This window comes from Actinophytocola sp. (assembly GCF_035762905.1).
In the GTDB taxonomy this organism is placed as follows: domain Bacteria; phylum Actinomycetota; class Actinomycetes; order Mycobacteriales; family Pseudonocardiaceae; genus DASYTH01.
Genome location: NZ_DASUCC010000041.1, coordinates 1 through 12,377 on the forward strand (window position 1 = coordinate 1; position 12,377 = coordinate 12,377).

Annotated in this window: 12 protein-coding genes; 7 read left to right on the forward strand and 5 right to left on the reverse strand. The window is 72.6% G+C overall.

Going from position 1 to position 12,377, the window contains the following annotated elements:
* The first annotated feature begins 142 nt into the window (after window positions 1-142).
* From ispG to map, 4 genes are all read left to right on the forward strand, one after another.
* Complete coding sequence (gene ispG / locus VFV67_RS07510) at window positions 143-1,300, forward strand: flavodoxin-dependent (E)-4-hydroxy-3-methylbut-2-enyl-diphosphate synthase (RefSeq protein ID WP_326468288.1); 1,158 nt, start codon at window positions 143-145, stop codon at window positions 1,298-1,300.
* A gap of 80 nt (window positions 1,301-1,380) precedes the next feature.
* Window positions 1,381-2,232: a GNAT family N-acetyltransferase gene (locus VFV67_RS07515; RefSeq protein WP_326468289.1), complete on the forward strand. Its 852-nt coding sequence runs from the start codon at window positions 1,381-1,383 to the stop codon at window positions 2,230-2,232.
* Between the two features lie 55 nt (window positions 2,233-2,287).
* Window positions 2,288-4,099, forward strand: a complete 1,812-nt coding sequence (locus VFV67_RS07520; protein ID WP_326468290.1) for a penicillin-binding transpeptidase domain-containing protein — start codon at window positions 2,288-2,290, stop codon at window positions 4,097-4,099.
* A 59-nt stretch (window positions 4,100-4,158) separates the two neighbouring features.
* Complete coding sequence (gene map, locus VFV67_RS07525) at window positions 4,159-5,016, forward strand: type I methionyl aminopeptidase (protein ID WP_326468292.1); 858 nt, start codon at window positions 4,159-4,161, stop codon at window positions 5,014-5,016.
* Here map and VFV67_RS07530 read toward each other — a convergent pair whose 3' ends face one another.
* From VFV67_RS07530 to VFV67_RS07540, 3 genes are read right to left on the reverse strand one after another with little or no spacing between them, the layout of a single operon-like run.
* Window positions 5,017-5,700: an alpha/beta hydrolase gene (locus VFV67_RS07530; RefSeq protein WP_326468293.1), complete on the reverse strand. Its 684-nt coding sequence runs from the start codon at window positions 5,698-5,700 to the stop codon at window positions 5,017-5,019.
* Window positions 5,701-5,710: 10 nt separating this feature from the next.
* Window positions 5,711-7,111 (reverse strand): mycothione reductase, encoded by a 1,401-nt coding sequence (locus VFV67_RS07535; RefSeq protein WP_326468294.1) that lies wholly within the window; start codon window positions 7,109-7,111, stop codon window positions 5,711-5,713.
* 1 nt (window position 7,112) lies between these two features.
* Window positions 7,113-7,649 (reverse strand): YbhB/YbcL family Raf kinase inhibitor-like protein, encoded by a 537-nt coding sequence (locus tag VFV67_RS07540; RefSeq protein ID WP_326468296.1) that lies wholly within the window; start codon window positions 7,647-7,649, stop codon window positions 7,113-7,115.
* A 100-nt stretch (window positions 7,650-7,749) separates the two neighbouring features.
* Here VFV67_RS07540 and VFV67_RS07545 point away from each other — a divergent pair, with 100 nt between their 5' ends.
* Window positions 7,750-8,823 carry a M48 family metallopeptidase gene (locus tag VFV67_RS07545; protein WP_326468298.1) on the forward strand — a complete coding sequence of 358 codons (1,074 nt, stop codon included), beginning with the start codon at window positions 7,750-7,752 and terminating at the stop codon, window positions 8,821-8,823.
* Here the strand turns inward: VFV67_RS07545 and VFV67_RS07550 are convergent.
* Complete coding sequence (locus VFV67_RS07550; RefSeq protein WP_326468300.1) at window positions 8,820-9,704, reverse strand: M15 family metallopeptidase; 885 nt, start codon at window positions 9,702-9,704, stop codon at window positions 8,820-8,822. The two genes, VFV67_RS07545 and VFV67_RS07550, sit on opposite strands and share 4 nt — an antisense overlap.
* A 117-nt stretch (window positions 9,705-9,821) precedes the next feature.
* Between VFV67_RS07550 and VFV67_RS07555 the strand changes: the two genes are divergently transcribed.
* Both VFV67_RS07555 and VFV67_RS07560 read left to right on the forward strand, forming a co-directional pair.
* Entirely contained in the window at window positions 9,822-10,580 is a 759-nt protein-coding gene (locus tag VFV67_RS07555; RefSeq protein WP_326468301.1) for a serine protease, read from the forward strand.
* Between the two features lie 12 nt (window positions 10,581-10,592).
* Entirely contained in the window at window positions 10,593-11,048 is a 456-nt protein-coding gene (locus tag VFV67_RS07560; RefSeq protein WP_326468303.1) for a GNAT family N-acetyltransferase, read from the forward strand.
* Here the strand turns inward: VFV67_RS07560 and VFV67_RS07565 are convergent.
* Window positions 11,005-12,177: an 8-amino-7-oxononanoate synthase gene (locus VFV67_RS07565; protein WP_326468304.1), complete on the reverse strand. Its 1,173-nt coding sequence runs from the start codon at window positions 12,175-12,177 to the stop codon at window positions 11,005-11,007. The genes VFV67_RS07560 and VFV67_RS07565 overlap by 44 nt on opposite strands.
* Between the last annotated feature and the right edge of the window lie 200 nt (window positions 12,178-12,377).

The following is a 12,377-nucleotide window of genomic DNA, read 5'->3' on the forward strand; positions in this document are numbered from 1 at the left end:
ACACGATGTTGTCGGCGGTGACGATGGTGTTCATCTTCATCGGTGGCGCGGTCATGTTGCTGACCATCACAGCCGACTTCGTGAACCCGATCCGAATAGGCCAGTAGGCTGAAAGCATGAGTGGAGCTTGCGGAGCGACTCGATGACCGAAGGCATCATGCTGGGCATGCCGGCCACGCCCCCGCCCGTGCTGGCGGAGCGGCGCAAGACCAGACAGCTGATGGTCGGCAAGGTCGGCGTCGGCAGCGAGTCCCCGATTTCCGTGCAGTCGATGACCACCACCCTGACCGCGGACGTCAACGCGACGTTGCAGCAGATCGCCGAGCTGACGGCGGCGGGCTGCGACATCGTCCGGGTGGCGTGCCCGTCCCAGGACGACGCGGAGGCGCTGCCCGCGATCGCCGCGAAGTCGCAGATCCCGGTCATCGCGGACATCCACTTCCAGCCCCGGTACGTCTTCGCGGCGATCGAGGCAGGCTGCGCCGCCGTGCGCGTGAACCCGGGCAACATCAAGAAGTTCGACGACAAGGTCAAGGAGATCGCGGCCGCCGCGCGCGACCACGGCACCCCGATCCGGATCGGCGTCAACGCGGGGTCGCTCGACCCCCGGTTGCTGAAGAAGTACGGCAAGGCCACCCCGGAGGCGCTCGCCGAGTCGGCGCTGTGGGAGGCGTCGCTGTTCGCCGAGCACGACTTCCACGACCTGAAGATCTCCGTCAAGCACAACGACCCGGTGGTCATGGTGCGCGCCTACGAGATCCTGGCCGAGCGGTGCGACTACCCCCTGCACCTCGGCGTCACCGAGGCCGGTCCGGCGTTCCAGGGCACGATCAAGTCGGCGGTGGCGTTCGGCGCGCTGCTGCGGCAGGGCATCGGCGACACGATCCGGGTGTCGCTGTCCGCGCCGCCGGTCGAGGAGGTCAAGGTCGGCGCGCAGATCCTGCAGGCGCTGAATCTGCGGCCGCGCAAGCTGGAGATCGTGTCCTGCCCGTCCTGCGGTCGCGCCCAGGTCGACGTGTACAAGCTGGCCGACGAGGTGACCGCGGGCCTGGAGGGCATGGCGGTGCCGCTGCGGGTGGCGGTGATGGGCTGCGTGGTGAACGGGCCCGGCGAGGCGCGCGAGGCGGACCTCGGGGTGGCCTCCGGCAACGGCAAGGGGCAGATCTTCGTCAAGGGCCAGGTGATCAAGACGGTGCCGGAGCACCAGATCGTCGAGACCCTGATCGAGGAGGCGCTGCGGCTCGCCGAGGAGCTGGGCGAAGCCGAAGGCGACGGCGCGCCGGTCGTCACGGTCAGCTGAGGCCACCGCGGCAAAACTCGACGGCCACGGTTGGGCGTCGGCTTTTCGCAAACCGCCGTTCATCTGGCAGGCTTGACTCCGTGTTGCGCCTTGCTGGAGCGCGGCTGCTCGATGAGCGTGATCGCGCGTCGGTGCGCGCCGCCCTGGCGGTCGACCCCGTAGCGTCCTGCATGGTCGCGGCGCGGATCGACGCGTTGGGCCTGGACCCGTGGCGGTTGGGCGGCGAGTTGTGGGGCTGCGAGCCACGCGGCCGGACCAGTCGGCTGGACGCGCTGTGCTTCGCCGGTCCGAACCTGATCCCGTTGCAGGGCAACAGGTCTGCGCTCCGAGCGTTCGCCGACCGGGCGCTGTCCCGGCGCCGGATCTGCTCCTCGGTGGTCGGCCCGTCCGAGCAGGTGCTCGGCATCTGGTCGGAGCTGGAGCTGGACTGGGGCCCGGCCCGCGAGGTGCGCGCCGAGCAGCCGTTGATGGCCACCATGGGCGAGCCGATGGTGCTGCCGGACCCGCTGGTGCGCCCGGTGCGCCCGGACGAGCTGGACCGGTACCTGCCGGCGGCCATCGCCATGTTCATCGAGGAGGTCGGCGTCGACCCGCGGGCCGGCGACGGCGGGGCCAGTTACCGGGCCCGGGTCGCCGAGCTGATCGCGACCGGCCGCGCGTTCGCCCGGTTCGAGGGCGGCGACGTGGTGTTCAAGGCGGAGATCGGCGCGCTGTCCCACACGGTCGGGCAGATCCAGGGTGTGTGGGTGCGGCCCAACCGGCGCGGGCACGGGCTGGGCGCGGCCGGCACCGCCGCCGTTGTGGACCGGCTGGTCCGCGGCATGGGCCGGGTCGCGAGCCTGTACGTCAACTCGTACAACGTGGTGGCCAAGGCGGCCTACCGCAAGATCGGGTTCGGCCAGGTCGGCGAGTACGCCACGGTGCTGTTCTGACCGGTTTCGCCGGATCTCACCTACGTCGAGCACGGCCCCGGGCATACTCGCCGCCGTGCGTCTCGACACCCTCCGCCGCCGGCTGACCGCGCTCGCGGTGCTGCTGCCCGCCCTACTGCCGCTGAGCGCCTGCGGGTCGGACACCCCGAGCGCGGAGGCGGCCGCCCAGGAGTTCCTGGCCACCTTCGCCGCCGGGGACACCGGCACCGCGTCCGGTCAGACCGACGCCCCCGACTCCGCCCGCAAGCTGATGGACCAGGTCCGGGCCGGTCTCAAGCCGGCCGCGGTGAGCACCGAGCTGACCAAGGTGGCCGAGGCCGAGGACGGCAACACCGCCGATGCCGAGTACACCCTCACCTGGGACCTCGGTGTCAACCGCAAGTGGAGCTACGCCAGCGCACTTCAGCTGCGGCTGATCGACGAGACCTGGCGGGTGCACTGGGCGCCGACCGTGCTGCACCCGAAGCTGGCCGAGCAGCAGTCGATCGACCTGCAGGTTCAGGCGCCGTCCCTGGCCCCGGTGCTGGACCGGGACGCGGAGCTGCTGCTCGAGCCGGACCTGGTCATCTCGGTGCTGTTCGAGCCGAGCAAGGCCGGCGACGCCGCCGGGGTGGCCGGCAAGCTCGCCACGGCGCTGTCCGGCTTCGACCCGACGATCACCCAGCAGTCCATCCAGGACGGGGCGGCCAAGACGCCGCAGGGCCAGCCGTACCAGGTGGTGGCCCTGCGCGATGCGGACTACGCGGCGGTCAAGCCGCAGATCTACGAGCTGCCCGGGGTGCGGTTCACCTCGGGTCCGCGACTGCTCGCCGTCGACCGCAAGCTGGCGCCCCAGCTGCTGCCGGGCATCCGCAAGTATGTCGAGGGCCAGGTGGCCGGGACGTCCGGCTGGCGCGTGGTCACCGCGGACGTGTCCGGCAACGAGGTCCAGGAGCTGTACGCCAAGGCCGCGACGCCGGCCAAGGCGGTCAGCGTCACGCTGAGCCGCAAGGCGCAGAACGCGGCGCAGGCGGCGCTGGACGGTGTCCCGACCGCGGCGATGATCGTGGCGATCCAGCCGTCCACCGGCGAGCTGCTGGCCGTGGCGCAGAACCCGATCGCCGACGAGTCCGGCGCGCTGGCCCTGACCGGGCGCTACCCGCCGGGGTCCACGTTCAAGATGGCCACCGCGGTGGCGGCGCTGGAGTCCGGCAAGGTCACCGCGGACACTCCGGTCGGCTGCCCGGCCACGGTCACCATCGACGGCCGGGTGATCCCCAACAGCGGCAAGTTCGACAAGGGCACCATCCCGATGCACAGCGCGTTCGCGTTCTCCTGCAACACCACGTTCGCCTCGCTGGCCGTGGACATGCCGCAGGACGCGCTGACCAACGCGGCCCGCAAGCTCGGCATCGGGGTGGACTTCGTGGTGCCCGGGATCACCACGGTGACCGGCTCGGTGCCGCCGGCGACCGGCAAGACCGAGCGCGCCGAGGACGGCTTCGGTCAGGGCAAGGTGGTGGCCAGCCCGTTCGGCCTCGCCCTGGCCGCCGCGACGGTGGCCAGCGGCACCATGCCCAAGCCGTCGCTGGTGCGCGGCGTCGAGACCAAGGCGGACGGCGCCCCCGAGCCGATCGCCGCCCCGACCCTCGAGGCGCTGCGCGGCATGATGCGCGAGGTGGTCACCGGCGGCACCGCCGGAGCCCTGGCCGGCCTGCCCGACGTGCGGGGCAAGACCGGCACCGCCCAGTTCGGCGACGGCACCCACGCCCACGGCTGGTTCGCCGGCTACCAGGGCGACCTCGCCTTCTCCGTCCTGATCACCGACGCCGGCGAGTCCGGCAAGGCCGTCCAGGCCGCCCTGCGCTTCCTCACCGCGCTGCGCTGAGTGCTACCGAGCAGGCCGGGTTGCCGATTGTGGCGCCGGGGGCGTCGTAGGGTGGAGGTATGTCTCCGCGTGCCCCGTTGACGCCTGGTGTTCAGACGCCCCGCCGGCCGGTGCCGGCGCACATCGTGCGACCGGAGTATGTCGGCAAGCCGGCGCCGGCCCGCAACACCGACTCCTACGTGCAGCCGCCCGAGGTGATCGAGGCCATGCGGGTGGCCGGGGGGATCGCGGCGCGGGCGCTGGAGGAGGGCGGCAAGGCGGTCAAGCCGGGGGCGCTCACCGACGACATCGACGCGGTGGTGCACGAGTACCTGATCGACCACGGCGCCTACCCGTCGACGCTGGGCTACCGGGGCTATCCGAAGTCCTGCTGCGTGTCGCTCAACGAGGTGATCTGCCACGGGATCCCGGACTCGACCAGGATCGAGGACGGCGACATCGTCAACATCGACGTGACCGCCTACATCGGCGGCGTGCACGGCGACACCAACGCCACGTTCCTGGCCGGCGACGTGGCGGAGGAGGCCCGGCTGCTGGTCGAGCGCACCCAGGAGGCCACCATGCGGGCGATCCGGGCCGCGCGGCCGGGGCGGGCGCTCAACGTGATCGGCCGGGTGATCGAGTCCTACGCGCGCCGGTTCGGCTACGGCGTGGTGCGCGACTTCACCGGGCACGGCATCGGCCGCTCGTTCCACAGCGGGCTGGTGATCCTGCACTACGACCACCCCGGCGACGACACCCTGATCGAGCCCGGCATGACGTTCACCATCGAGCCGATGATCACCCTGGGCACCATCGAGCACGACATGTGGGCGGACAACTGGACGGCGACCACCAAGGACAAGAAGTGGACCGCCCAGTTCGAGCACACCATCGTCATCACCGACACCGGCCAGGAGATTCTGACCCTGCCGTGATCAGGCGAGCATCTGGGACATGACCTGGAGGATGGCGCGGGCCACCGGGTCGGGGTCGGTGGCGGGGGCGAGGTGGCTGGAGTCGAGTTGGGCGACCGGCCAGCCCAACGACCGGGCCTGGGTCAGGTCGGGGTCGTAGGCGGAGCTGAGGGCGACGTAGCCGGCCGGGCCGGGCCATTCGACGTCGGGCCGGGCCTCCTTGAGGAAGGCCAGCGGGACCTCGGGGGCCTCGTCGGCGATGTCGGCGCGCAGGGCCGGGTCGAGGGGGGCAAGGGGGTCGGGGTCGAACCACAGGTGCCAGCGGGGCAGAAGGCCTTCGCGGGTGCGGTCGCGCAGGCGGGTGTAGAGCTCGGGCGGGACGGTGTCGCGCCAGCTGCGGCCGGGGGTGGGCAGGCCGGCGTCGAGGTAGACCAGGCCGGCGACCGAGTCCTCGAGGGTGTCGGCGAAGGCGGGGAGCAGCGGGCCGGCCCCGCTGTGCCCGACCAGGACCACCGGGCCGGGCAGCGCGGCGTCGCCGATGACGTCGGCGAACACGCCGAGCAGCACCTGGTGGACGGGTGGGGCCACCACCGACGGGCGAAGGTCCAGCAGGACGGTCGGAGTCGCCTCGGCGCCGAGCGCGTCGGCGAGCGGGCGCAGGCTGGCCGGCCCGAGGAACGGGCTGTGCACCAGCACGATCGTCACGGTCGGCACGTCAGCCGTCCAACGGGAGGTTGAGCAGGGCGTTCTCCACCAACTCCGGCATGGCCGGGTGGATCCAGTACTGGCCGCCGGCCATCGTACGGGCGTCCAGCCCGAAGGTCATCGCCTGGATCAGCGGCTGGATCAGGGTCGCCGCCTGCGGGCCGATGATGTGCGCGCCGAGCAGCTGCCCGGTGTCCGGGTCGGCGAGCAGCTTGGCGAAGCCGGTGGTGTCCTCCATCGCCCAGCCGTACGCGATGCCGGCGTAGTCCTGAGTGGACATGACGAACCGGGTGCCGCGCAGCACCGCGTCCTGCTCGGTCAGCCCGACCGAGGCGATCTGCGGCGAGGTGAACACGGCGTGCGGCACGAACCGGTGGTCGGCGGCCACCGGCCGGTCCGGGTGCAGCAGGTTGTGCCGCACCACCCGGGCCTCGTGGTTGGCCACGTGCTTGAGCTGGTGCGCCGAGCAGAGGTCGCCGAGCGCCCAGATCCCCTCGGCCGTGGTGCGCTGGAACTCGTCCACCACCACGTACCCGTCCGCGCCGACCTCGACACCGGCGACGTCGAGGTCGAGCAGGTCGGAGTTGGGCACCCGGCCGACCGCCACCAGCAGCTCGTCCGCGCGCACCGACTCCGGTCCGTCCGGCCCGTCCAGCTGCAGCACCACCTGCCCGTCCGGGTCCCGGACGACGCCCAACTCCTTGCGGTTGAGCCGAACGTCCCACCGGCGCCCGGCCAGCTCGGTGAACCGGTTGCTGATGTCGACGTCCTCGTGCCGCAGCAACGCCCCGGACCGCCCGATCACCGTGACCCGCACGCCGAACGCGGAGAACACGTGCGCGAACTCGGCGGCCACGAACCCGCTGCCCACGATGATCATGCTGTCCGGCAGCGAAGCCAACCGCATCACCGTGTCGCTGGTGTGGAACCCGACCTCGGTGATCCCGTCCACGTCCGGCACCCGAGGCCGGCTGCCGGCGGCGAGCACCACGCGATCGGCGGTGATCGTCTCCGGCGCGCCGCCCGCGTTCGGCAGCACCGAGAGCGTGCGCTCGCCGGTGAACCTGGCCGTCCCCTCGTACACGGTGACGTTGGCGTTGTCCGCGTGCCCGATCCGGTACTCGCGCCCACCCGTCGCGATCGGGTCGATCCGGCCGAAGATCCGGTCCCGCACGTCGGTCCAGCGCACCCCGGTCAGCGCCTCGTCGACGCCGAGCCGGGCCGCGCCGCCCGGGGTGGCCGCGACGTCCGCCGCGTGCACGAACATCTTGGTGGGAATGCAGCCCACGTTCAGGCAGGTCCCGCCGAACACGCCCTTCTCGACGAGCGCCACCTGCCAGCCGGCGAACCGCTGGTCCAGGATCGAGTTCCCGGAGCCGGTGCCGACGATGACCAGGTCGTAGTGCGGCACGTCAGTGCTGGTAGGTGGGCGTGACGATGGCCCGCGCCAGGGTGTGGAAGGCCAGGTTGAACGAGACCACCGCGGGCGAGGCGTCCGGGCCGACGTCCAGCGCGTCCACGTCCACCGCGTGCACCACGAAGTAGTAGCGGTGCACCATGTCGCCCTGCGGCGGCGCGGCTCCGCCGTAGGCCCGCGCGCCGAAGTCGCTGCGCACATGGAAGGCGTCCCCGGGCAGGCCGGCGTCGTCCGCGCCGGCGCCGGTGGCCAACTCGGTGACCGAGCCGGGGATGTTCACCGCTACCCAGTGCCAGAAGCCGGACGGGACCGGCGCGTCCGGGTCGAAACAGGTCACCACGAAGCTCTTGGTCTCGGCCGGGAACCCGCTCCAGGACAGATGCGGAGACCGGTTCTCGCCGCCGGCACTGTCGTGCACGAAGGTCAGCGGGAGCTGCGCACCGTCGGCAACGTCGGTCGAGGTGACCGAGAACGAGCCGGCGGTGGGCAGCAGCTCGTACGGGTCGGGTGCGACCGGGCGCTCGAGACTCATCGTCGGGTCTCCTCCTTCGCGATGATCTTTTCCTCGGGACGACTCAACTCTAGTGATTTGGCCTATCGTTGGCCCCAGGACCGAGGGAGGGGTGGTCGCGGTGACCGAGGACAACACGATCGAGCGGTCGAACTGGGTGCGGTTTCCGGGGATCAGCCCACGCGCGTACGAGCATCCGGCCGATCGCGGTGCCCTTGCGACGCTGCGCACGGTGCCGGGTTTCGCCGCCGTGCTGAAGTCGGTTGCCGGGTTCTGGCACGAACGCGGCGGCCGGCTGATGGTGCTCGGTTCGGCGATCCGGGTCGACGAGCGGCAGTTCCCGACGCTGTACCGGCTGCGCAACGAGTGCGCCGAGACGCTGGACCTGGACACAAAGCCGAACCTGTTCGTCTACCGCGACGCGCAGGCGCACGCCGAGGTGGTCGGCATCGACGAGCCGATCATCATGCTGAGCAGCGGCATGGTGGAGGCGCTGGACACCGAGAGCCTGCGGTTCGTGATCGGCCACGAGGTCGGCCATGTGCTGTCCGGGCACGCGGTGTACCGGACGATGATGCGGGTCCTACTCGGCATGCAGCAGAGCCTGTCCTGGATGGCGATCGGCTCGATCGGGCTGCGGGCGATCCTGCTGGCGCTGCACGAGTGGTACCGCAAGGCGGAGCTGTCCTGCGACCGGGCCGGGTTGCTGTGCGGCCAGGACCCGGCGGCGGCGCTGCGGGCGCACGTGATGATGGCCGGCGGCACCGCGACGGGTGAGATCGACGTGCCCTCGTTCCTCAAGCAGGCCGAAGAGTACGAGGCGGTCGACGACATCCGGGACAGCATCCACAAGCTGCGCTACATCACCTGGATGACCCACCCGCTCGCGGTCGTGCGCGCGGCGCAGTTGCAGAAGTGGGCGGCATCCGAGGAGTACCGGGCGATCCTCGCCGGCGAGTATCCGCGTCGCGAGGACGACACCCCGCACACCACCTGGAGCGAGGACCTCAAGGCGGCGGCCAAGTCCTACCGGGACTCCTGGTCGGAGTCGAACGACCCGCTGGTGAAGATCCTCAGCGACGTCGGGGAGTCGCTCGGCGACGCGGCCGGCCGGGTGTTCAGCCGGTTCGGCGGCCGCGGCTCGGAGGGCGGCTCGGACGAGCAGCCGCGGGGCAACGGGGGCGCCAACTCCTAGTTCCCGGTGGAACTGAAGTGCTGCAGGTCCTTGGGTGAGGTCCAGGTGCCGCCCCAGGTCCAGCCGATCGCGGCGAACGCCCGCACCGTGGGGTCGCCCGGCAGGATCATTCCCGGGCGCACGTTGCCTCTGTCCACATAGGACGATGCCAGCTCGGGCAGCACCAGGTCGCCGCGGATGTAGGGATTGCAGAACGGGTTGACGTCGATGGCCAGCCCGTAGGCGTGCGCCGACCACCGGGTCAGGTTGACCGCGGGCCGGCAGACGAACGCGGTGGTGTTGTTGCCGTCCCCGGTCGGCCGGGCGTCCAGCTCCGGGCGGGCGGTCACCCGCATCTCCTCCAGTGGGAAGCGGTTGCGGAACAGCGTGGCGAACACGCCGGTGACGTCGTCGGCCACCCGCCGGTTGACGATCATCTCGCCGGTGTGCGTGCGGCCGTCGAAGCCCCAGAACGACATGGTCAGGTAGCGCAGGTCGGCGGCGGCGACCGGGCAGTCGGCTCGCCAGGTGCTGCGGGCCAGCACCTCGGCCGGGACCGGCCGCACGGTGGCCGCCCAGCGATCGCCCTCGGGCGGCGGCAGCCGGTCGACCGTGGGCAGGCTGCGGTTGGTGAGCACCTGTGGGGTGGGCAGCACCTGGCCGAAACCGTCCGGGCGCAACGGCAGCGGGGTCGCGCCCACCTGCCAGACCGGAGCGGGCGGGGTCGCCGGCGCGGCCGCGGTGGTCGCCGGAGGCCCGGCGGAGCTCGGCGGCCCGGACGACGACCCGGACGACGGGGGCGCCGCGGGCGCGGCCGGATCCGGCGCGCAGGACAGCAGTAGCAGCAGCACCGCCGGCGCCAGCACCACCGCCGGCGCCAGGGTCCGAGGTCTGCCGCTCATGACCCCAGGATGCCCGACGCACTCGACCCGATCGGGCGACACCATCGGGTTCGAGTTGCCGCGCGCCGGCACCGGGGCCACGGTGCCTCTCGTCCCCCCGCGTGTGAGGAGTACCCGATGCGGGATGTCTCGCGCCTGCTCACCGCGCTGTGCCTCGCCGTCGCCATCGGGGCCGCGGCGCCGCCCGCCGCCGCCGGCCCGCACGTCGTCGGCGGCAACCGGACCAGCACCATCCACTTCCCGTTCGCGGTGTTCCTGATCACCGACACCGGATTCCAGTTCTGCGGCGGCACGCTGCTCGCCGCGCGCAAGGTGATCACCGCCGCGCACTGCGTGGTGGACCGGGCGCCGGAGCGCCTGCGGGTGGTCGCCGGGCGGGACGACAAGGAGAGCCGGGCCGGCGTGGTGACCGGCGTGACCGCGATCTGGGTGCACCCCGGCTACACCGACGTCCAGGCCGGCGACGACATCGCCGTGCTGACCCTCGACTCCCGGCTGCACTACCGCACCGCCCGGCTGCCCGACCCGGCGGACGCCTGGCGATACCGGGCCGACAGCTACGGCACGGTGCTCGGCTGGGGCCGCACCGCCGAGCACGGCCATCCGTCGCGCTACCTGCTCGCCGCCGGCGTGCCGGTGGTCGCCGACGCCGAGTGCGCCGAGATGTACGAGAAGTTCACCCCGGCCTCGATGGTGTGCGCCGGCTACCCGCAGGGCGGCGTGGACACCTGCAAGGGCGACTCGGGCGGGCCGCTGCTGGTCGGCCGCACCCTGATCGGCATCGCGTCCTGGGGCGACGGCTGCGCGCAGGCCGGCAAGCCCGGGGTCTACACCCGGGTGTCGGAGTACGCCGCACTGGTCGCCGCCCAGCTCTGATAAGCAGGACAGGTGACCGACCTGCACCGGGTGACCGGCGACCAGCTCACCGTCGCCCAGCTCTACGCCGTGCTGACGCTGCGGGTGAACGTGTTCGTGGTGGAGCAACGCAGCCCCTATCCGGACCTGGACGGGCGGGATCTGCGCCCGGACACCGTGCACTACTGGTGGGCGCCCGGCGACGAACCGGTGGCGTACCTGCGGTTGCTGACCGAGCCGGACGGCGCGCTGCGGATCGGCCGGGTGTGCGTGGCGCCGGACGCGCGGGGCACCGGGCTGGGCAGCCGGTTGACCGCGGCCGCGCTGGCCGACATCGGTGACCGGGACGCCGTGCTGGATGCCCAGACGGCGGTGCGCGACCTCTACGCGCGGTTCGGTTTCGAGCCGGTCGGCGAGCCGTACGACGACTTCGGCGTGCCGCACGTCATGATGCGCCGGCCCGGGCAGCGGGTGGGGCGCAGCGGCTGATCACCTCGACGGCCCGGTCCAGCTCGCCATCGGTGAGGTCGGCCCGCGCGGTCAGCCGCAGCCGGGAGACCTGGTCGGGCACGGACGGCGGGCGGAAGCAGCCGACCCAGACGCCCGCGGCGCGACACTCGTCGGCCCAGGCAAGGGCCAGCTCCGGGGACGGGGCGCGGACCGACACCACGGCCGCGGCCGGCTCGCTGACCGAAAGCCCGTCGGCGCGCAGCCGGCCGGCCAGGGTGGCGGCCGCGCGCAGCACCCGGGCCGGACGGTCCGGCTCCTCCCGCAGGATCTGCAGCGCGGCCAGTGCGGCGGCGGCGCTGCCCGGGGCCAGCCCGGTGTCGAAGATGAAGCTGCGCGCCGACTCCACCAGGTGGCGGATCACCCGGCGCGGGCCGAGCACCGCACCGCCCTGCGCGCCGAGGGACTTGGACAGGGTCACGGTGGTCACCACGTCCGGCTCGGCGGACAGCCCGGCCGCGGCGACCGCCCCGGCGCCGGCCGGCCCGAGCACGCCAAGCCCGTGTGCGTCGTCGGCGACCAGCGCGGCGCCGTGCGCGCGGCAGGCCCGGTGCAGCTCGCCGAGCGGGGCCACGTCGCCGTCCACCGAGAACACCGCGTCGGTGACCACCAGGGCCCGCTGGTGTCGCCGGGTGGCCAGCGCGTGCGCGACCGCGGCCGGGTCGGCGTGCGCGACCACCGCGACGTCGGCCCGGGACAGCCGGCAGCCGTCGATCAGCGAGGCGTGGATGTAGGCGTCGGTGACCACGGCGCTGTCCCGTCCGGACAGTGCCGTCACCGCGCCGAGGTTGGCGGCGAACCCGGAGGAGAACACCAGTGCCGCCGGCGCGCCGCAGAACCGGGCCAGCTCGTGCTCCAGCTCGCTGTGCAGTTCGGTGCTCCCGGTCACCAGGCGGGACCCGGTGGAGCCGGCACCCCAACGCAGCGTGGCCGCCGCGGCCGCCCCGCCGACCCGCTTGTCCCTGGCCAGACCGAGATAGTCGTTGCCGGCCAGGTCCAGCAGATCGGAGTCGGCCCGGCGCGGCCGCAGCCGCCGGGTCAACCCGGCGGCGGCCCGCTCACCGGCCCGAACGTCCAGCCAGTCGAAAACACGCGCGGGGTCCACACTCACCGGACGAGTCTCGCAGCCGGGTCCCGGCAGGCGCGCCGAGCCCCGGTCGGCCGCCGGCAATGGGACTTGTGCCCAATCTCGTCACCCCTGGGCTGTGGCCACGCACAACGTGCCGAACCGGCCGGTAACAGTTCGGCCTGCCGCTTGCCCGGTCTCGTCGGCAGCAGCTACGGTCCGTGTCTGGCGTGAGCCCGGTCACG

Coding starts and splice junctions, on each gene's coding strand:
- VFV67_RS07540 (WP_326468296.1), bottom strand. CDS start 7,649: ATGAGTCTCGAGCGCCCGGTCGCACCCGACCCGTACGAGCTGCTGCCC.
- map (WP_326468292.1), top strand. CDS start 4,159: ATGTCTCCGCGTGCCCCGTTGACGCCTGGTGTTCAGACGCCCCGCCGG.
- VFV67_RS07550 (WP_326468300.1), bottom strand. CDS start 9,704: ATGAGCGGCAGACCTCGGACCCTGGCGCCGGCGGTGGTGCTGGCGCCG.
- VFV67_RS07555 (WP_326468301.1), top strand. CDS start 9,822: ATGCGGGATGTCTCGCGCCTGCTCACCGCGCTGTGCCTCGCCGTCGCC.
- ispG (WP_326468288.1), top strand. CDS start 143: ATGACCGAAGGCATCATGCTGGGCATGCCGGCCACGCCCCCGCCCGTG.